At 40.1% G+C, this 20,863-nt stretch carries 15 protein-coding genes; 11 read left to right on the forward strand and 4 right to left on the reverse strand.

All coding sequences use genetic code 11. The features are described 5' to 3' along the window. Window positions 1–128 precede the first annotated feature (128 nt). The 5 genes from G9X62_RS07590 to G9X62_RS07610 are packed head-to-tail and all read left to right on the forward strand — an operon-like array spanning window position 129 to window position 9,636. Window positions 129–1,988 carry a glycoside hydrolase family 13 protein gene (locus tag G9X62_RS07590; protein ID WP_223130131.1) on the forward strand — a complete coding sequence of 620 codons (1,860 nt, stop codon included), beginning with the start codon at window positions 129–131 and terminating at the stop codon, window positions 1,986–1,988. Next, window positions 1,985–4,738 (forward strand): alpha-amylase family glycosyl hydrolase, encoded by a 2,754-nt coding sequence (locus G9X62_RS07595; RefSeq protein WP_223130132.1) that lies wholly within the window; start codon window positions 1,985–1,987, stop codon window positions 4,736–4,738. The genes G9X62_RS07590 and G9X62_RS07595 overlap by 4 nt, the downstream gene beginning before the upstream one ends. 1 nt (window position 4,739) lies before the next feature. Next, entirely contained in the window at window positions 4,740–6,374 is a 1,635-nt protein-coding gene (locus tag G9X62_RS07600; protein ID WP_223130133.1) for an amidase, read from the forward strand. Beyond that, window positions 6,374–8,728: a glucosidase family protein gene (locus G9X62_RS07605; RefSeq protein WP_223130134.1), complete on the forward strand. Its 2,355-nt coding sequence runs from the start codon at window positions 6,374–6,376 to the stop codon at window positions 8,726–8,728. The genes G9X62_RS07600 and G9X62_RS07605 overlap by 1 nt, the downstream gene beginning before the upstream one ends. A gap of 8 nt (window positions 8,729–8,736) precedes the next feature. Then, entirely contained in the window at window positions 8,737–9,636 is a 900-nt protein-coding gene (locus tag G9X62_RS07610; protein WP_223130135.1) for a L,D-transpeptidase family protein, read from the forward strand. Here the strand turns inward: G9X62_RS07610 and G9X62_RS07615 are convergent. After that, window positions 9,625–10,437: an NAD(P)H-hydrate dehydratase gene (locus G9X62_RS07615; protein ID WP_223130136.1), complete on the reverse strand. Its 813-nt coding sequence runs from the start codon at window positions 10,435–10,437 to the stop codon at window positions 9,625–9,627. The genes G9X62_RS07610 and G9X62_RS07615 overlap by 12 nt on opposite strands. A 520-nt stretch (window positions 10,438–10,957) precedes the next feature. On the opposite strand from G9X62_RS07615, the gene G9X62_RS07620 reads away from it, so the two are divergent. The 6 genes from G9X62_RS07620 (at window position 10,958) to G9X62_RS07645 (ending at window position 16,447) form a co-directional block, all read left to right on the forward strand. Continuing rightward, the gene (locus tag G9X62_RS07620) at window positions 10,958–11,281 is read left to right on the forward strand and encodes a hypothetical protein (RefSeq protein WP_223130137.1); all 324 of its coding nucleotides are present in this window, start codon (window positions 10,958–10,960) and stop codon (window positions 11,279–11,281) included. Window positions 11,282–11,290: 9 nt separating this feature from the next. Next, on the forward strand, window positions 11,291–12,229 hold the full coding sequence (locus tag G9X62_RS07625; RefSeq protein WP_261345504.1) for a DUF3347 domain-containing protein: 939 nt from the start codon (window positions 11,291–11,293) through the stop codon (window positions 12,227–12,229). After that, window positions 12,229–12,789, forward strand: coding sequence for a helix-turn-helix domain-containing protein (locus G9X62_RS07630; RefSeq protein WP_223130138.1), 561 nt, complete (start codon window positions 12,229–12,231; stop codon window positions 12,787–12,789). The genes G9X62_RS07625 and G9X62_RS07630 overlap by 1 nt, the downstream gene beginning before the upstream one ends. Before the next feature lie 100 nt (window positions 12,790–12,889). Then, the gene (locus G9X62_RS07635; RefSeq protein WP_223130139.1) at window positions 12,890–13,603 is read left to right on the forward strand and encodes a heavy-metal-associated domain-containing protein; all 714 of its coding nucleotides are present in this window, start codon (window positions 12,890–12,892) and stop codon (window positions 13,601–13,603) included. A gap of 2 nt (window positions 13,604–13,605) precedes the next feature. Then, entirely contained in the window at window positions 13,606–15,834 is a 2,229-nt protein-coding gene (locus G9X62_RS07640; protein ID WP_223130140.1) for a multicopper oxidase domain-containing protein, read from the forward strand. Between the two features lie 52 nt (window positions 15,835–15,886). Next, entirely contained in the window at window positions 15,887–16,447 is a 561-nt protein-coding gene (locus G9X62_RS07645) for a DUF2911 domain-containing protein (RefSeq protein ID WP_223130141.1), read from the forward strand. Window positions 16,448–17,086: 639 nt separating this feature from the next. On the opposite strand, the gene G9X62_RS11250 is transcribed toward G9X62_RS07645, so the two are convergent. The 3 genes from G9X62_RS11250 to G9X62_RS07660 form a co-directional block, all read right to left on the reverse strand. After that, window positions 17,087–17,470 carry a hypothetical protein gene (locus tag G9X62_RS11250; protein WP_161566399.1) on the reverse strand — a complete coding sequence of 128 codons (384 nt, stop codon included), beginning with the start codon at window positions 17,468–17,470 and terminating at the stop codon, window positions 17,087–17,089. A gap of 79 nt (window positions 17,471–17,549) precedes the next feature. After that, entirely contained in the window at window positions 17,550–19,580 is a 2,031-nt protein-coding gene (locus G9X62_RS07655) for a heavy metal translocating P-type ATPase (RefSeq protein ID WP_223130142.1), read from the reverse strand. Window positions 19,581–19,605: 25 nt separating this feature from the next. Then, entirely contained in the window at window positions 19,606–20,862 is a 1,257-nt protein-coding gene (locus G9X62_RS07660; RefSeq protein ID WP_223130143.1) for an efflux RND transporter periplasmic adaptor subunit, read from the reverse strand. Window position 20,863: the final 1 nt, after the last annotated feature.

Below are 20,863 nucleotides of genomic sequence, written 5' to 3' on the forward strand. Positions count from 1 at the left end.
CATATTTTACTTATCGGTCAAACTAGATTATAGGATTCTTCCGGGATGATTCCTTTGAGTCACGATTTTTGTCTATTTTCGTAACACAGCTCGCAAAGCTATTCAATCATTCACTATCAATTATATTTATGAAAAAAGTCCTTTTTCTAGGCTTCCTATTTTGTGCCTCTTTCTCTCTTATTGCTCAAGATTTACGTGTCGAACCACTTAACTGGTGGGTAGGGATGAAGAATCCGAATTTACAATTATTGATCAAAGGTAAAGACCTCAGTGGAGGCGTGGTGACTTCCACGAAGAAAGGTTTGATCGTGAAAAAAGTGACGAACGCTGATAGCCCTAATTACTTATTTGTGGACTTAGTCGTGGAGGCAGGAGCGCAGGCCGGTACCTATCCTTTGGTCATCAAAAAGAACGGAGCAGTCATTCACACGATCAATTATAGCTTAGAAGCACGTGCGAAAAATTCTGCGAATCGTCCATCGTATTCCACGAAAGATGTGATCTATTTAATTACGCCAGACCGCTTTGCGAACGGTAATCCAGCAAATGATAAAGTGGCCGGAATGCGCGATATGTCATTAAATAGAAGCGCGTTATATGATCGCCATGGTGGGGATTTACGCGGGATTTTAGACCATTTGGACTACATAAAAAATATGGGTTTTACTGCTATCTGGAATATGCCGGAGGTGGAAAATGACCAAACCTTAGAAAGTTACCATGGATACGGCATAACGGATCATTACAAGATTGATCGCCGTTTTGGGACGAATGAAGACTACCGCGAGTTGGGAATGAAAACCCAAGCGAATGGGATGTTTTTGATCAAAGATATTATTTTGAATCACTGTGGAAATGGCCACTGGTGGATGGAAGATAAGCCGTTTAAGGACTGGATTAATTTTGGTGGGAAATTCACCTCCACTACACACCGCCGCGAAACGGTTCAGGATCCACACGTATCAAAATACGATGCAAAATTACAGACGGAAGGTTGGTTCGTTCCAGCGATGCCGGATTTGAACCAGAAGAATCCGTTTATGCAGCAGTACATTATTCAAAACACGATTTGGTGGATTGAGTACGCACATTTAGGTGGTCTACGTATCGATACTTATCCGTATTCGACCAAGGAATTCGCGACGATGTGGTCTGATGCGGTATTATATGAATACCCGAATTTGAATATGGTGGGCGAGGAATGGTCATCGAATCCGATCATCACTTCGTACTGGCAACGCGGAAAAGTGAACCGTGATGGCTATAAATCGTCGTTACCGGCTTTGATGGACTTCCCATTGCAGAATGCGATTTCGGAGGCGATGAATGAAAACGATAAGGAATGGGGCAAAGGTTTGAACAAAATCTACAGCGTCATTTCGAACGACTTAGTCTATGCGGATCCTGATAACTTGGTTGTTTTTGGAGATAACCATGATATGTCTCGTATTTATACTCAAGTGAAACACGATCAAGCATTGTTGAAAATGGCGATGACCTATATTTTCACAACGCGCGGTATTCCGCAAGTATTTTATGGCACAGAAATTTTAATGTCGAATCCGAAATCTTCTGAGCATGGTGAGATTCGTGGTGACTTCCCTGGTGGCTGGGCTGGCGATGCGAAAAATGCATTCACGGGCGCTAATATGACAGCAGATGAGAAGGCGATGCAGGATTTCTTTAAGAAGATTTTGGCCTGGAGAAAAGGTTCGGAGGCGATTCATAAGGGTAAGTTGATGCATTTTGGTCCAGAGAATTCAGGCGAAGGAAACGGTGTCTACGTATATTTCCGTTACACGGATAAGGCCAAAGTGATGGTGGTACTAAACAAGAATGCAGATGCGCGTGCCATCGACTTAAGCCATTACGAGGAAATTTTGCCGGCAGGAGCGAAAGCCCATAATGTGATGGAATCGACAGATGTCGTTTTCGGTAAAACACTCAGCGTTCCAGCTAAATCAGCTCAAATTTTTGAAATCCGATGAGACTAATTTTCTTTTTGCTTTTCAGTATTTCTGCCTTTGCGCAAGTAACGACAGAAGAGATTTTCCCCACGGGAGATAAAGAGATTACCTTAATTTTTGATTTGAAGCTCGCGAAAGATTCGCGGGCTTCTGGTCTTTTAGGGAAAACGAGCGACGTCTTTTTATGGTCTGGAGCCGGCGATGCAGATGCAGGTGACGCGTTTAAATACCAGCCCGCTGGCCAAACAAACTTCAGCGCTCCCTTCGAAAAAGGAAAGATGACTTCCTTAGGTAACGACAAATGGTCCATCAAATTAAACCCGCGCACCTATTTTAATGTGCCCGCCGGAAACCCTATAGTTAAGCTGGGACTGTTGTTAAAAAGCGGAGATGGGAAAGCGCAGACAGAGGATTTTATTCTCAAACTGTATGCAGGGTCTTATGCCGTGAAATGGCTTTCACCTACGGAGTCCTTTACCTTAGCGGAGGCGGGAACTTCCGTTAATGTACGTGCGAAATTTTCTGCGACTTCATCGATTAGTTTGAAGTCGGCTGGGACAGTTCTTTCCAGTTCGGCATCTTCTGATTCCATTAATTATACCTATTCTTTAGGTACAGAAAAAGGCAAATTGCATACGCTGATTTTAGAGGGGACAGCTGGAACCTCTACGATAAAAGATTCCGTACGCATTTTGACTAAGCCTTTAGTGGTGACGGAAGCTTTGCCTACTGGAATAAAAGATGGTGTGAATTATGTGGGGAACAAGGTGGTGCTATGCTTTTATGCGCCATCGACCTCGTTTGTTTATGCGATAGGGGAATTTTCGAATTGGTCAGCTTTGCCAGCTTACTTGATGAAAAAGACGCCAGATGGTTTGCGTTATTGGATTGATTTAGGCGTTCAGGAAGCGGGGAAAGAAGTAGCCTATCAATTTTGGGTGGATGGAAAATTAGCGGTGGCAGATCCGTTGACGGAGAAGATTTTGGATCCCAACAATGATACCTACATTTCGGCGACTACCTACCCATCTCTGAAAAAATATCCTTCCGGAGCGAAAGGAATTGTCTCTGTTTTTGAATCAGGAGCGACGCCTTATGTTTGGAAGACGACTAATTTTACGCGTCCAGCGTCTTCGAACTTACACGTTTATGAGCTATTAGTGCGTGATTTTGTAGCGGATCGACGCTACAAAACGGTGGCGGATTCGCTAGGTTATTTGAAGAAATTAGGGATTAATGCATTGGAATTAATGCCGGTGGCAGAGTTCTCCGGAAACGATTCTTGGGGCTATAATCCAATCTTTTATACTGCTCCGGACAAGGCGTATGGGACGAAGAACGACTTGAAATATTTGATCGATAAATGCCACGAAAATGGGATTGCGGTCATTATGGACATCGTGTTGAACCAGGCGGATTATGAGAATCCGTATGTGAAGATGTATTGGGACGGAGCAAAACCTACGGCGACGAGTCCATTCTTTAATCCTACGGCGACGCATCCGTACAGTGTATTCTTTGATTTTAATCACGAGAGCACGCACACTCAATGGCTGGTGGATGTGGTCACGAAGTTTTGGCTAGAAGAATACAAAATCGATGGCTATCGTTTCGATTTGTCCAAAGGCTTTACCCAAACCCCTTCCGGTTCAAACGTGGATCTTTGGGGGCAGTATGACGCGTCCCGCGTGAAGATTTGGAAAAGATTTTATGATAAAATTCGTTCCTATGATGCGTCCGCTTATGTGGTGTTAGAGCATTTTGCGGCAAATAATGAAGAGAATGAATTAAGTAATTATGGGATGCTTTTGTGGGGGAATAGCAAATTCGATATGGCTCGTGTGGCACAGGGTTACACCCAAGATTTAAGTAATGCCTCGTATAAAATGCGTGGTTTTACTAATCCAAGTGTCATGAGCTATATCGAGTCTCATGACGAAGAACGTCTGATGGTAGAAGTGACGAATGGAGGCAAAAAAGTCTTCACAGCACAAGAAAAACTCGAGCGAATGAAAATGGCCGTGGCCACTTTCTTAACGATTCCGGGACCTAAGATGATCTGGCAATTTGGTGAATTAGGTTACGATGTTTCGATCAATGAGAATGGTCGCACTGGAACCAAACCTTTGAAATGGACATACGCTCAAGATTCCGAGCGAGCTAAATTGTTGAAAGTGTACCAGCAATTAGGGGCACTCAAAACGAGTAAACCTATTTTTACGACAACCGATTTTACAGTAGGTTCTTTATCCGCGGTGAAGCGGAATTTGTTAACGAAGGGATCGGATTACTTGTTAGTTGTAGCCAATCCGGATGTGAATTCTCAAGTAATTTCAGCTAGCTTCCCTAAGACAGGTGTTTGGTATGATTATTTTAGTGGCAAGTCATTTGAGGTGAAAGATGCAGAAGCGAAGATGAATTTGCTACCAGGGGAATTTCATTTGCTAACGAATGTGTCCTGGAATACTTCAAATCTTGGTTTAGTGCCTTGGTCGACTCCTGATTTCAATATTATGGGAGTGGAGGCAACATCGCTAAACGTGAAAGTTTATCCGAACCCAGCACGAGATATGGTTCAAGTAGATTGGGAAACTGAAATGACAACCGAAACAAGTTTGCGTGTTATGGATAGTGCGGGTCGCGAAGTACTACAGAAAACCTTGCCTCAAACGAAAGGTATAAATTCCACGACCTTATCCACTCAAAACATTCCTAAGGGATTGTATTTCATTCAATTAAACAATAGCAAAGCTAAACTTGTTGTCCAGTAATATGAAAAAAATCGCCTTCTTACTGCTATTCGCTAGCCCACTTTTTGCCCAAACGAAATCGGATCTTTCAGGTGCGGCAAACTTGTTTGACATTCAATTCACCACCCAAGAATTAGATACGCTCTATTCTGATGTGGTGGATAACCTAGCGAATTACAAGGCGATGCACGCGCTTTCATTGAAAAATAATGTGCCGCTGAGTCTTTGGCAAAATCCGAAACTTCCGGGAATGAAATTTGATCAGACGCAGCGTCCGGTGGTTTGGCCTGCGGTTCGCGCAACGCTACCTGCGAGAAAATCTGATTTAGCTTTCTATTCCATCGATCAACTTGCGTATCTCATCAAGACGAAACAAATTACCTCGGTCGAATTAACGCAATTTTTCATCGAGCGGATTAAGACGCACGGCCCTACTTTGCAATGCGTGATTAGTATACAAGAGGATTTAGCTTTAGCACAAGCGCGTCAGGCGGACAAAGAAATCGCGGCGGGTAAATACCGCGGCTTGTTGCACGGAATTCCCTACGGGTTGAAGGATTTGTTTGCGGTGAAAGGCACAAAAACGACTTGGGGCGCGGCTCCGTACAAGGATCAGGTGATCGATGAAGATGCCTATGTCTATTCAAAATTGAAAGAGTCAGGAGCTGTTTTAGTCGCTAAATTCACGTTAGGCGCCCTAGCCATGGGTGATTATTGGTACGGCGGTAGAACGAAAAATCCATGGAATTTGAATTACGGGTCCTCTGGTTCCTCGGCTGGATCTGCTTCAGCAACGGTGGCAGGATTAGTCCCTTTTGCGATCGGAACTGAGACCTGGGGTAGCATCGTTTCGCCCTCTACGACGTGCGGAGCGACGGGTTTGCGTCCTACTTTTGGGAGCATTTCTCGCTCTGGCGCGATGGCTTTGAGTTATTCTTTAGACAAAGTAGGTCCTATTTGCCGTTCCGCAAATGATGCGGCGATCGTGTTCCATTACTTGCACGGAACGGATGGAAAGGATTTGGCAGCCGTGAACATGCCCTTTAATTACCAGGCAAATCGCCCCATGAAGGGAATGAAGATTGCCTATGCCAAAAACTATTTTGACAAAATCAAAGACACCACTCGCAGCGAATGGAAGGTCTTATCAGATCTAAAGAAGCAAGGCGTTCAATTAATTCCGGTAGAATTTCCAGACGAAAAAGCCTATACCTTTAACATCATGGACGTCGTGATCGGGGCAGAATGCGCCGCGCAATTTGATGAGATGACGCGTAAAAACATCGACGATCAACTCACCCGCCAAACCAAATACGACTGGCCCAACCAATTCAGAACGGCTCGTTTTGTGCCAGCAGTTGAATACATCAACGCCCAACGCCACCGCTATTTGTTAATGCAAAAAGTGAACGAAGTCGTTTCGCAATACGATGCGATTATTTGTCCATCGCGTGGAGGCGGTAATCAATCCGCGATTACGAATTTAACAGGTCATCCTGTGGTCTGCGTACCCACGGGTCTCGATGCGAAAAGCGGCTTGCCTACGGGTATTTCCTTTGTAGGTAAACTCTACGATGAAGGTACCTTATTGCGTATCGCGCAGTTTTACCAGGACAACACCTCTCACGAAGAAATTCATCCTAAGCCCTTTTTGTAGTGCGCTATCTCTTACTACTGCTGACTTTTACCGCCTTTGCCCAAAAGTCTATTGCACCGCTTTTTCGCTCTTCAGAGTCCATTATAGGACAAAAAGAGTATTTGAATACGCCATACAACACGGCTGGCGATAAGCTGTATATGGTAGGGCATCAAGACGGTACTTTTCCGCCTTTGGGCTGGCACGTTAAGGACGAAATGGGTGGAATATGGGCGCATCCAATTAAATTATGGGATGGTTTTTCTGCCTCGTATACGCTTCGTGGAAAAACGGTTTCCTTACATCAAGCCTTGAAATTTATCAATTATCCCTATGCGAACGAACATCGCTATGAAGGAAGGGAAATCGAGGTAAGTCGAGTGCAATTTGTGCCAGATGGTAAGTCTGCTGTATATGTGGAATATGTGTTCGAAAACAAGACGAATCAGCCTCAGCAAATACAGTTTTCGATGGAAGCCATTTCAAATCTTCGACCGGTTTGGATAGGGGAGAGAACGGGGATGGTGGACTCGCAGGACCGGGTCAGTTTTGAGGATAATCAGGTCATTGCCAAAGATCAAAATAACCACTGGTTCGCCGTAATGAGTTCTTCACTGCAGGCGTCAGGTCAGCAACAATTGAAGGGAACTAAACCGAATACGGTTGTTGCAAAAACATCCTATGCGTTCAGTATTTCAGCGAAAGGAAAGCAAATAATTTCCTTCGTTTTCAGTGGCTCATCTGTTTCTAAGGAGGCGGCATTAGCAACCAATGCCACCGTTCTTACCAATGGATACGCATACGCACAAGCGAAAAAAGAACGCTTCGAAAAATTAGCCTCGGCCTCGGAAATCCAGCTTTCGGATCCCGTTTTAACCAAAGCGATGCGCTGGTTAAAATACAATGCGGATTGGTTGATCAATGACGTTGATGGAATCGGTAGAGGTATTACGGCAGGGATGCCGGATTATCCCTGGTTTTTTGGCGGAGATATGACCTACTCCTTGCAAGGCTTGATCTCCTCCGGCCGAAAAGACGTCGCCTTCAGCACGATTGAATTAATCGCCAACCTCTCCGAAAAGACCAATGGGAATGGTAGAATTGTTCACGAAGTAAGCACAAACGGATCTGTTTATAACCCCGGAAATGTCAATGAAACACCTCAGTTTGCCTCTTTAATTTACAAAGTTTATTGCTGGACAGGTGATCAGGCTTTTTTAGCGAAGTATTTTCCTGTAGTGGAAAAAGGTCTTGAGTGGCTAATGCAGCAGGATAAAGACCATAATTTGATTCCAGATGGAAATGGGATGATGGAAATTCATGGATTGGATTCTGAGATGATCGACGTGGCAGCCTATTCGGCGAAGGCCTTTTTAGATGCGTCCAAAATGGCGGAGGCTTTAGGTCGTCCAGATTTAGCCCGCGATTTTTTCGCGAAGTATGAAGCTATTCGATTGAAAATTAACAGCGATTTCTGGGTTCCTTCGTCGAAATCTTATGCAGATTTTTTAGGGACAAAATCCCAGGCACTTCGCTTAACGCAAGACGCCATCGAACGTGCTCGCGATTTGAAAAATGATTGGGCAGTGGAGGAATTGCTGGCTTTGGAAAAGCAAATTGCGGCTAACCCAGACACTTCAAAACGAGGCTTTGTTTTGCACCACAATTGGGTGGTAAATACGCCAATGGAGACGGGCTTGGCTGATCCTGATAAAGCTTCGCAAGCCTTGAAAACCGCGGAGAAGTTCCGCAATAAATTTGGGATGTATGTGACCGGAATTGATCGTTCCGCGAATTCAAATAAAGCGGAGTCTTACGCGGCCAAAGTAGGCAAATCCGATTTCACCTACACCGGTACCGTCATGACTTTGCCCACAGGTGTTCAGGCGATTTCCGAGAATAAGTATGGACAACCTAATGCGGCCTATGATTTAGTGCAACGGATGTTACGCACCTTTTCTTTTGCCTTGCCCGGATCGATGTATGAAGTTTCACCGGATTATGGAATGATGACGCAGGCCTGGAATAGTTATGCGTTAGAAGTGCCGGTGATTCAACAGTTTTTCGGTATACAGCCTTTGGCTTATAAAAAAGAGATTTATCTTTCTCCTTCCTGGCCAGATTCGTTGCGTTCAGGATCGATTAAAAAAGTGGAAATTGGAGACAATTCAATTGATGTTTCTTACGTGCGAGGCGCGCAAAAAGCCACCTACAATTTGCGTCAGACGAAGAATTGGACTCTTTATTTTAGCCCCCGAACCGGAACATATAGACGCTGGGTCTTGGACGGCGAAATCGTGAAACCAACATTCATCGATGGTCGACCTGGTCTTCGTTTAAAAGGAAGGCAACACCATCTGGTTTTAATTGAGTAAATTAGACCATGCGTCCTTTTATTCTACTTCTTATTGTTGCGTTTACCTCCTTCGCTCAAGAGCCTGATTTCCATTACAAAGGACTTTCAGTTTCACTCGATTCCGTCGCGGCGGGATCCGAAGTTCGCAAAATTCAAGTATTAGCAGCTTCAGAAAAAAATCCAGTTAAGCGCGTTCTGCTCCAAAAAGCTGCTCAAGATTACGCCTGGTTAGATGTCCTGCGCAAGGACCGAAAAGTGATTTTAGTGAACATTCCCTCTGCTATGATGCGGGTTTTTTCAGGAACAGAGGAAGTATTGAAAATGAAGGTGATCGTAGGAAAAAAGTCGAATCAGACCCGGACCCTGTTAAGCAAAGTCGATCAATTAACCATTAACCCGTATTGGTTCATCACTCGCCGGATGGCGACGGTCGAATTATTGCCTAAAATTCAGAAAAATCACCAGTTTTTGGACGATAATCAAATCCGGGTTTTGGATGCCAAATACCGCGTGGTTGATGCGCATTCGATCAATTGGTCTAATCTAAACAAAAATAATTTTCCTTATATTTTACGCCAAAACAGCGGAGAAAACAATGCCCTCGGAGCCTTGAAATTTCATTTCAACAATCCCTTCAGCCTCTATTTACACGATACGGATTCGAAGAAGTTATTTGCCTCGACAGAACGCTTCTTCAGCCACGGCTGCATTCGTTTAGAAAAACCCAAAGACCTCGCTCGCTTATTGCTGGCCGATAATCACATCGCCCTTGACACCGTCAAATTCAATCACCACATTAAAAACCCCAAACCTTTGGCTTTAAAAGCAAAAGAAGAATATATCCTGGTGATTTGGTATTCACTAGTCGACTTCGATGAGAAGGGAGAGGTGGTGTTTTTTAAAGATGTGTACGGTCTAGTCCAATAGGCGTATTTTGCCTAAATTCTTAATAATATCCGAGGCAACTAAACTAGATTTTGATTGCGTTTCGATAGCTATATCCGCGGCTAAACCATGTACATACACCGCTAAACAAGCCGCATCTGCATTCTCATAACCCTGCGCACAAAGTGCCGCAGTAATACCCGTCAATACATCACCAGAGCCTGCCGTCGCCATCCCATCATTTCCAGTTGTATTCACAAACTGTTGACCAGAAGGTAAAGAAACCAAGGTAGGAGAAGATTTTAATATGAGATTTGTGTTGTGTGCATGCGCGAAGGCAAAACTCTGCTGCTCGCTGTTGCCAGAGAATTTTTGGATTCGAGCAAACTCCCCAATATGCGGAGTCAAAATATGGCGCTCATTCAATAGATTCAATAAGTCAGGATTCAATCCCAAAATACCTAATGCATCCGCATCAATCACTAAAGGGCCTAGATAGGTCTCTAGTAAATAACGCACATTGTCCACCGCCTCATCCGAAAAACCAATCCCTGGCCCAATCGCAATGGCATCAAAATTACTAAGGTCTAATTCACGTAGAGAACCCGTTCTATACATAATTTCTGGATTCCCAGCGAGCAAAGCGGCAATGCCTTCCGAAGGAATCATCGCCGTAACTAAACCACATCCCGCGTGCAATGCCGCTCGGGCACACAAAATGCCTGATCCCACTTTTCCTGGACTACCCGCAATGACGAGCACATGTCCAAACGTTTTCTTGTGCCCTTTCGTTAAACGGTGTTTCGTGTGGGCGGCAACCCAGTTAGCGTCGATCTGATTCATTTTCTCTTAGGTTTGTGGAGGGCAATGTAAACAAAAAAAGGACTCCATTTGTATGAAATCCTTTTTGAAACCGATGTTTGTAGCCTCGGATGGAATCGAACCATCATATTAGGTACCGGAAACCTACATTATCACAAAACAGGTGTTTATTTGATTTAAAGAACATATTGATGTCTTTTTGTGTAGCAAAATGTTAGTTTTTGGATGTTTTGCTACACAAGTGCTGCACAAATCTTGATTTGAAAAACTTCGTTTAATTTAAAGGAAGTAAATTACCACCTCTTTTTGATTTGTACTCCCTTAATAGGTGGAATGTTGCAGCCGTTTTCGATGTTTAAATTAAAAAATTATGATTCAAAATTTGATGTTTGACACTTTAATAATAACATAAATTAAAATTTGAGGTGAAATGCATCAGAGTAATGAAACAAATTCATACTTTTAAGCGTTTTTAAACATGATGCTGCAAAAATTCCACATACTGCTCATAATTATATTTATTGGCTTTCTAACGATGCCCATGAAATCCTATGCATGTGGAGCAAAATCAAAGAAAACGGAACAATCTTGTTGTTTAAAAGAAAAGCCTGAGAAATCTAAAAAAGATATTTGTTGCGCAAAACATAAAATTATTGGACAGAAGGAAGACAATAGTTGTGGGGGGAATTGTGATAATTCTAAATGTAGTTGTCCGTCAACTTTAACTTCGCTGATTTTGTCTAATTTTTTAGTACCCGTAAATATTAAAACCTTTACCACTCGTGAAAAAGTAAAATCTTATTACAACGAAACCTACCATTCTTTTGGTTTTGGTTACATTTGGACCCCTCCCAATATAGGCTAATTTATTGCCATGGCAGTCATAGGACTGTCTCAACGGAAGCAAATTATTGCTTCAATTCTTACTATTTTTATAAAAAAATTTCAAAAAATGAAATCAATAAAATTATTGATGGCTATGGCATTAATGCTATCCATCTCGACATGTTTCGCAGAAATTAAAAATGCCAAGGTAGAAACCGTACACATTTATGGAAATTGTTCTATCTGTAAGAAGACCATCGAATCGGCTGCTAATGTAAAGAATGTGGTCCATATAGAATGGAACAAGGATACGAAAATGGCCATCCTAACCTATGATGAAAAGAAAACAAATCAAGATGAAATTCTAAAGCGAATTGGTTTGGCAGGATATGACAGCGACAAATTTCTCGCTCCTGACAATGTTTATGCTAAACTTGAAACTTGTTGCCAATATGAACGGACAGGAAAAGTTGTTGCATTAGTTGAAGACGTAAAACCGGTAATTCTTGCTGTAGAAGAAAAAGTTGTCGCGCCCATTTTAGCAACAAATATACAAGAAGAGAAACTCAAAGAAGTATTCGATTCCTATTTTGCAGTGAAAGATGCTTTGGTGAAAACGGATGGTAATCTGGCAGCAACAAAAGCAGTATCCCTGTTGAATTCTATTAATTCGGTCAAAATGGAATCATTAACGAAAGAAGAACATGTAGAATGGATGAAAGTGATGAAAGATTTGGTCTTTGATGCGGAACATATTTCAGAAACCAAAGATGCGGGACATCAAAGAGACCACTTTACATCTTTATCTAAAAACATGTATTCGGTGATGAAAGTCTCAAAACAAGAGACCCCAACATATTATCAATTTTGTCCAATGGCTAACAAAGGCAAGGGTGCAAATTGGTTGAGCAAGGAGAACATCGTTAAAAACCCTTATTATGGTTCTAAAATGTTGGGATGTGGTAAAGTTGTTGAAACCTTAAATTAATGAAACTATACATTAAAAACATGGTTTGTAATCGATGTAAAATGGTCGTGAATTCTGAGCTAGAAAAACTTGGACTTCACCCAATTCACATTGAGTTAGGTGAGGTAGAAATAAAAGAAGAAAATATAGATTCAATAAAATTGGATGTAATCAGTGTCTTCAAGTCTGTTGGGTTTGAATTAATTGATGACAAAAAAGGTAGAACAATTGAACAGGTAAAAAATCTAATTATTGAATTGGTTCATCACAAAAACAATGACTTAAGAGTTAATCTTTCTAATTATTTATCTCAACACTTAAATCAAGAATACAAATCTCTGAGTAACCTTTTTTCGGTAGTAGAACAGCAAACCATTGAACAATTCTTTATCAAGCAAAAAATTGAAAAAGTAAAAGAATTGCTCATGTATGATGAATTAACATTGAGCCAAATTGCATACCAATTGAATTACAGTAGTGTTGCGTATCTAAGTAATCAATTTAAAAGGGAAACAGGTTTTACAACGTCCTATTTTAAACAACTTAAATCAAGTAAAAGAACCGGTATTGACAGTGTATAAGAAAGGAAATCTTATATAATTTCTAAAAAATAACGTAACGTCACGATGGTTTTAATTTGGGAAATTTGCGTTTTATATAACTCTATTTAAAAACACAAATATGACACATACATATCAATTAACTGGAATGACTTGCACAAGTTGTGAATCAAAAGTAAAATCATTGTTAGAGAGCGTTGAAAATGTAACTAATGTTGAGGTTTCTAAGGAATACGATTCGGTTACCATTTCAATGGATAGGCACATCAACTTGTCAAATTTCCAGAAAGTATTAGATGCAAAATATACCATTTCTGCAAAACAAAACATTGAATTAGAGGAACAAGCAAAATCGTGGTTTCAAACTTATGCTCCAATTTTGCTGATTTTTCTCTATGTCTCTACTATTACTTTATTGATACAACTGAAAAGCGGACATTTTATTTTAATGGAGGCGATGCAGCATTTTATGGCTGGGTTCTTCTTAGTGTTCTCATTTTTCAAATTGTTAAATTTAAAAGGTTTTGCCGAAAGTTATGTCATGTATGATGTGGTAGCAAAAAAATTCTCCTTTTGGGCATATTCATACGCTTTTGTAGAGGTTGGCTTGGGTATTTCTTATCTTTTAAATTACAATCCTTTAGTAACAAATGCCTGCACGTTTGTGGTCATGAGTATAAGTATAATAGGTGTTTTGCAGTCAGTATTTGATAATAAGAAAATACAATGTGCTTGTTTGGGGGCAGTTTTTAATTTGCCAATGAGTACTGTGACAATTATCGAAGATGCATTGATGATTGTAATGAGCGGATATATGATTTTAAATTTATTTTAAACATGAGATTGATACCAATAATTGCCGTTTTTGTGCTGTTTTCAACAACTGTTTTCGCCCAAAAAGTTGTTCGTTATGACCTTTATGTAAAAGACACCTTAGTGCATTTTGCTGGCAAAGAAAAACGAGCGATTGCAGTTAATGGTCAAATACCTATGCCTACTTTGACTTTTACCGAAGGCGATACGGCTGAAATACATGTTCATAACCAACTGAAGGAGGAAACCTCGTTGCATTGGCACGGGCTATTTTTACCCAATAAAGAAGATGGGGTTCCCAACCTGACACAAATGCCCATTCGGCCAAATACAACTCATATCTATCGTTTCCCAATTATTCAAAATGGCACTCACTGGTATCACTCACACTCAGGGTTACAAGAACAAATAGGAATGTATGGGAATTTTGTCATGTTAAAAAGACCGAACACCCCATCATTTAGAAAGGGAATTGATGACTTACCTACGCTTCCTATTGTATTGAGTGAGTGGACCAATCTCAAACCCGAGAACATTCATAGGATGCTTCATAATGCCAATGACTATCCTGCATTGAGAAAAAACTCGGTACAAAGTTATGGGGAAGCAATATCTGCAGGTCATTTTAAAACTAAAATGAAAAATGAGTGGAAGCGAATGATGGCGATGGATGTGAGTGATGTCTATTATGAAAAAATATTCATGAATGGTCTACCTATTTCAGAACTTAAAAATATCTCAGGAAATGAATTAAAAGGTGGTGACAAGGTTAGATTAAGAATTTCAAATGGGGGGGCATCATCCTATTTTTGGTTGACTTACGCCGGGGGTAAAATTACAGTAGTCGCAAATGATGGGAACGATGTGGAACCGGTTGAAGTTGATAGATTAATTATTGCGGTTTCAGAAACCTATGATATTATTGTTACTATTCCAGCAGATAAGACTGCCTATGAATTCTTAGCAACGACTGAAGACCGGACTAATTCAGCATCCATTTATATTGGAAATGGAATTAAACAGTTGAAATCACCTTTACCCCGATTAAAGTATTTTGAAGGGATGAAGATGATGAATGACATGATGAAGATGAATGGCGAATTGGATGATATGGGTATGGCCATGAGTTTAAATCAAATGGATATGAATGTGGTGATGTATCCTGAAATAACTGGCGATGCTAAGCCAAAACAAGATGACAATGACCCCAATCGTTATAATGCCAATGCACTGGGAGACATTGTTACCCTGAATTATGCCATGCTGAAGTCCCCTAGCATAACAGCATTGCCCAAGGATGCTCCAGTAAAAGAATTGTACTTTAAACTCTCCGGTAATATGAATCGATATGTTTGGAGTTTAGACAATAGGGTCGTTTCAGAAGCCGATAAAATCCTTATCAAAAAAGGAGAAAATGTTAGAATTATTCTCTACAATGGTTCCATGATGCGCCATCCGATGCACCTACATGGGCATGATTTTAGGTTACTTAACGGTCAAGGACAAAATGCTCCTTTAAAAAACATTGTGGATGTTATGCCGATGGAGACGGATACATTAGAATTTAACGCCAATGTTGAAGGTGATTGGTTTTTCCATTGTCATATTTTGTACCATATGATGAGCGGAATGGGTAGGGTATTAAGTTATGAAAATCAGATGCCCAATCCATTGATTCCTAATCCAAAACTAGCGCAACGGAAACTGTTTGCAGACGACCGCAAGTTTCATTTTATGGCTGAGAATGATTTTGCAACCAACGGTAATGATGGAATGGCCATGTTACAAAATACGAGGTGGAGCATTGGTTCAGAATGGCGATTGGGCTATCATGATTTTCACGGATATGAGGTAGAAACACATATTGGTAGATATGTTGGGAAAATGCAGTGGTTAATGCCATTTATTGGCTTTGATTGGCGTTATAGAAAGTTTGGAATAGATGAACAGGAAACAAATCTATTTGGGCAATCAAATAGTAAGGACCTAAGAAGTCTTGTTACAGTCGGCGTAAATTACACGTTGCCATTACTCATTGTTGGACAAGCTGAAATCTATCAGGATGGAAATATTCGTTTTCAACTTATGAGAGAAGATATGCCTATTACCAAACGACTTAGAGTGAGTTTTATGCTTAACACCGATAAGGAATACATGGCAGGTTTTCGTTACATCGTAAACAAAAACATGGGCATTACATCACATTATGATAGTGATATGGGATTGGGTGCTGGAATAACTTTTTCTTACTAAAAACTTTTTAATTGTCTATTGAGATAATTTAACTTCAATAAAAAACAAAATCATGAAAAAAAACATTGTTTTAAACCTCTTGTTGACATTACCTATTGGCGTTTTTGCCCAACACCAAAACCATCAACCCAAAGTCGATACCAGTCAAACAGCAGTCAAGCCCAAAAGTCCAAAAATGACGGCAATGGCAATGGTAGGCACAAATCATGTACATATAGAATACGGTTCACCGAGTGTGAGAGGGCGGAATATTTGGAATGGTTTAGTTGCCTTCAATCAAGTATGGTCATCGGGAGCTCACAAAGCTACTTGGATAGATTTTGGTCATGATATAATGGTTGAAGGTAAAGTTATTACAAAAGGTAAATATGGATTTTTTACTATTCCTGATAAAGAAACGTGGACTTTGATTTTGAGTAAAACGTGGGATATGCACTTATCGGACGATTATAAAGAAGAAAATGACATCATCCGAATTAAGGTAAAACCCTTCAAAAGCGATAAATTAGTTGAAGCCCTTACGTATGAAGTAATGCCGACCAATGCTAACGAAGGCAAAATAAAATTGAGCTGGGAGTATTTGAATGTTGAGTTTCCATTTAAAAACAAGTAACTGATTTTGGGGGAAGAAATGAGCGAAATCAACTAATTTAACCCGTATTGCTATGAATAGTCTTGGTCAGAAAGCACCCAAGGGCTATGGCTGATTAACTAATCCAAAATTCATCTATTAGGAGATTTGCGGGATAAATCATTAATTTTTATCATTGGAAAGCGACATTTACTTCCTCCAATTTACAGGATGATTTCTCTCTTTAAAAAGTTGAAACCGGATTGACTAAAACCAACTCTTGGCACATTCTTGGCACAATTTGAAAACCACAGGTATAACTCTCAACTAAAATAGTCAAAAAACACTAAGCCCTCTACTGGGCTTAAACCAAGAAAATCGATGAATAGAAGAAATAGAGAATGATTATAAACAAAAAAGTCACCATTTCTGATGACTTTTCTAATTGCTCCCCTTACAGACGAAAGATGCAGCTATAATGCGATGATTGAGTATGTGACTATCAGGAAATTAAAGGGCTGAATGCTATATATAAATTCTTTAGCGGTTTTGATATTTTAGTTAAAGAAAAGAGTATGTAAATATCTACCTGGTGCAAGAATGGCAAAACTTCCTGCAATGATAATACCTCCGATATATAACCTAATCATTGAATTTTTGTGTGTTTTAATATCCCCTCGTTTAATTGCAAACCAAGCCTTTGGGACAGTATATATAGTTAAAATGCTCAGAAGGTGAAGTAACCCAAAATGATTGAAAATCCGTTGACCTACTTGAGCTGGTATAAATAAAGTTAAGATGCCTGTAATAATGTTGGGCAAAGTATTTACATTCGGTAAGATTTATTGAAATGAGAATTGCATTTTCTTTGGCAGGTGCAAAATCCGTGTAAAGCCAATTACCATAATGCAGTTCGCTTTCGTCAATGATGCCTTCAATTGCTCCGTTTAAATCGTCTTTGTGTATTGGGCAATACCCATCTTGCTTTGAAGTATAAAAAGCAAATTCAGCCTCTTGCACTGGGGCTGAAAATGGGATGATATTTAATTGAAGTGTCTGCTGCATAACTTACTTGTTGTGTTGTTTATTTATAAATTATATTGATGGTTGGTTCCTCACTTTGTTTTGTTTGAATATTACAAATTTAAAACTTCATCCGTTGTATTCGCACCGCATTTAATATTGCTAATAAAGCCACTCCAACATCCGCAAAAACGGCTTCCCACATGGTGGCTAAACCACCTGCACCCAATACCAATACAATGGCTTTTACTGCAAATGCTAAAATGATATTCTGTATTACAATGCTCCTGGTGGCTTTGCCTATTTTAATGGCGGTTACAATCTTTAAAGGCTGGTCTGTTTGTATCACTACATTGGCTGTTTCTATGGCTGCATCGCTGCCCATTGCACCCATTGCAATGCCCACATCGCTTAAAGCCAATACGGGTGCATCGTTGATGCCATCGCCTACAAATGCAATGATTTTTGTCTTGTCCTGTTTTAGTTCTTCTACTTTCTGTACTTTGTTTTCTGGTAGCAAATCGCCAAAGGCGGTATCTATGCCAATTTGTTTTGCTACTTTTTGGGTAATGGAATTTTTATCGCCACTAAGCATTATGGTTTGTTTAATGCCGTTCAGGTGCATTTGCCTGATGGCTTCCTGTGCATCCTCTTTTACTTCATCGGCTATCAATACATAACCTGTATACTGGTTGCCTATGGCTACCACTACAATGCTTTCTATAATTTCGTCAATAGCTGCATCGTATGTGATATTATATTTCTTTAGCAGTTTTGTATTACCTGCCAATACTTCTTTCCCGTTCACATTTCCCTTTAAGCCATGCCCTGAAATTTCTTCTATCTCTGTCGCCTGGTAAGTTTGTGTTTCGTTCTTTTCATACTCGGCAATGGCTTTGGCAATAGGATGTGTTGATTTGCTTTCTAATGCAGCTAATGTTTTTATGAAATCTGTTTTGTCCATTCCGTTAGTTACAATTGCCTGCACTTTAAAAACACCTGCCGTTAGTGTGCCGGTTTTGTCCATCACAACGGTATTTATTTTGGTCATTAACTCTAAATAATTAGAACCTTTAAACAAAATACCATTTCTTGAAGCCGCACCTATGCCGCCAAAATAGCCCAATGGAATAGAGATAACCAATGCACAAGGGCAACTGATAACTAAGAAAATTAAAGCCCTGTACAGCCAATCATTAAACACATAATTGCTTAGAACAAAGTAGGGAACCACCACCAATGCTACTGCCAAAAAGAAAACGATAGGTGTATAGATTTTGGCAAATTTTCTTATCAGCAATTCTGTTTTTGCCTTTCTTGCAGTAGCATTTTGCACCATTTCCAAAATCCGTGCAAGGGAACTATCGGCAAATTTTTTGGTTACTTTCAGTTCAATTACTTTATCAAGGTTTAGCATACCTGCCAATACCTGTGCTCCTTTATAAATAGATTTTGGTTTGCTTTCTCCTGTAAGTGCTGCGGTATTGAAGCTGCTGCCCTCACTTAACATTTCACCATCTAACGGAATTTTTTCGCCTGCTTTAATTTGTATGGTTTCGCCTATTTCTACTTCTTCGGGTTTTATTTCTTCGTATTTATTATTCCTTAAAACGCTGGCAGAAGATGGACGGACATCTAATAAGGCTTTGATATTGTTTTTTGCTTTATTAACTGCTGCCTTCTGAAACAATTCACCAACGGCATAGAATAACATTACCGCAACACCTTCGGGATATTGACCGATGGCAAAAGCCCCCATAGTGGCCAATACCATTAATGTAAACTCGGTGAAGAACTCTTTTTTAAGACTGGCTTCCCATCCTTCTTTTATTACCGGTAAACCAACAGGTAGGTATGCAATAGCATACCATGCAAGGCGTACATAGTTTGTAAAGAATGAGGGTTTGAAATAATTATCCAACGCAATGCCAATGAGCAACATAACGAAACTGATAATGGCTGGCAGGTATTGTTTCCATACACTACTATGAGCTTGCAATTGGACTTTATCTTGTCCACTATCAATGGTTTTCTTTTTATGCAGCAGTTGTTCTGCACCTGCTTCGGTATAGATTTTTTCTTCTAATGTGCAGCAGGTCATCCTGCCTTGTTCATCGTAAGTATGCTTATGATTTGGGGCTGTATTTATCATTTTATGAAAATTGATTTAGTTATTATTATTCTTCCTCTTTACCACCACTGGCTTTTGATAATACATAAAATGCACCTTTGGTTGCAATCCTTGCACCTTTCGGTATTTCTTCCAATGGCGTAATTTCTATGTAGCCCAATTCTGTTACACCTGTGGTTACTTCTATCTTTTTAAAATGAATATGCTTTTCAGCTTTGGCTTCTGTATTCTTTTCTGACTTTTCCCCTGCTTCCTTTTTTTCAGCCTTCTCTTTACCTTCGCTTTCCTCATCCACAACCATAAAAATATATTGCTTGCCTTCTGCACTTACCACTGCATCAACAGGAACTGCCTGTACTGTTTGATTACCTACATTAATCAATGCAGATACATACATACCCGGTAACAATTTGATGCCGCCTGTATTGTTGATTTTGGCATGTACAATTACCGATTTGTTTTCATTTTCAAAAGATTGATTGATACCGTAAATAGTACCTGTTATTTGCTTATTGTTCTGATTGGATAGAATGAACTCTACTGTCTGCCCATTCTTTACTTTAAACAAATCCTTTTCATACACCTGCAAATCACAATGAACTTGTGAGTTATCTACAATATCCATTAAGGAGGTTTGCATATCAATATAGCTGCCTGTTTTAATTAGTATATGCCCTATAACACCACTAATAGGTGCGGTGATGGGAATTTGATTTACAAAATTTCCATTCGCCACCGATGCAGGACTGATATTTAATTGTTGCAATTGTTTTTCTATCCCTTTCATTCTTGCTTTATCCGTTTCATATTTGGATGCTGCCTGTTGAAACACTTTTCCTGTACCTGCACTTTCGGTATTCAGTTCCTTTTGGCGTTGGTACTCCTTTTCAGAATAAACAAATTCTTTTTTCAGCATGAGGTAGTCCTGCTGCAACTTCACAATGTCTGTGTTTTCTAATATTGCTACTGTTTGCCCCTGGCGAACATAGTTGCCTTCCAACACTAATATTTTTTTAATGATGCCGGACACCAATGAATTTACATCGGCTTTATTTTGTGGGGGCACTTCCAATTGTCCGCTTGACTTTACCACACTGTTTAGATTTTTCATTTCTATTGTACCTAACTCAATGCCTACGGCTTTCATTTGCTCCTCCGAAACTTCTATGGTTTCTGAATGGGTTTCCTCAACTTTAGTTGTTTCTTTTGTTTCCGTTTTATTGCCCGATTTGCAGGATGTAAAACCGATTGCAACTACAAAGAGTGCAAATGCTATGATTGATTTTATATTTATTGACTTCATT

This window comes from Aquirufa lenticrescens, assembly GCF_019916085.1.
GTDB classification, from domain to species: Bacteria; Bacteroidota; Bacteroidia; order Cytophagales; family Spirosomataceae; genus Aquirufa; species Aquirufa lenticrescens.

Coding starts and splice junctions, on each gene's coding strand:
- G9X62_RS07590 (WP_223130131.1), top strand. CDS start 129: ATGAAAAAAGTCCTTTTTCTAGGCTTCCTATTTTGTGCCTCTTTCTCT.
- G9X62_RS07595 (WP_223130132.1), top strand. CDS start 1,985: ATGAGACTAATTTTCTTTTTGCTTTTCAGTATTTCTGCCTTTGCGCAA.
- G9X62_RS07600 (WP_223130133.1), top strand. CDS start 4,740: ATGAAAAAAATCGCCTTCTTACTGCTATTCGCTAGCCCACTTTTTGCC.
- G9X62_RS07610 (WP_223130135.1), top strand. CDS start 8,737: ATGCGTCCTTTTATTCTACTTCTTATTGTTGCGTTTACCTCCTTCGCT.
- G9X62_RS07615 (WP_223130136.1), bottom strand. CDS start 10,437: ATGAATCAGATCGACGCTAACTGGGTTGCCGCCCACACGAAACACCGT.
- G9X62_RS07620 (WP_223130137.1), top strand. CDS start 10,958: ATGAAATCCTATGCATGTGGAGCAAAATCAAAGAAAACGGAACAATCT.
- G9X62_RS07625 (WP_261345504.1), top strand. CDS start 11,291: ATGGCAGTCATAGGACTGTCTCAACGGAAGCAAATTATTGCTTCAATT.
- G9X62_RS07630 (WP_223130138.1), top strand. CDS start 12,229: ATGAAACTATACATTAAAAACATGGTTTGTAATCGATGTAAAATGGTC.
- G9X62_RS07635 (WP_223130139.1), top strand. CDS start 12,890: ATGACACATACATATCAATTAACTGGAATGACTTGCACAAGTTGTGAA.
- G9X62_RS07640 (WP_223130140.1), top strand. CDS start 13,606: ATGAGATTGATACCAATAATTGCCGTTTTTGTGCTGTTTTCAACAACT.
- G9X62_RS07645 (WP_223130141.1), top strand. CDS start 15,887: ATGAAAAAAAACATTGTTTTAAACCTCTTGTTGACATTACCTATTGGC.
- G9X62_RS11250 (WP_161566399.1), bottom strand. CDS start 17,470: ATGCAGCAGACACTTCAATTAAATATCATCCCATTTTCAGCCCCAGTG.
- G9X62_RS07655 (WP_223130142.1), bottom strand. CDS start 19,580: ATGATAAATACAGCCCCAAATCATAAGCATACTTACGATGAACAAGGC.
- G9X62_RS07660 (WP_223130143.1), bottom strand. CDS start 20,862: ATGAAGTCAATAAATATAAAATCAATCATAGCATTTGCACTCTTTGTA.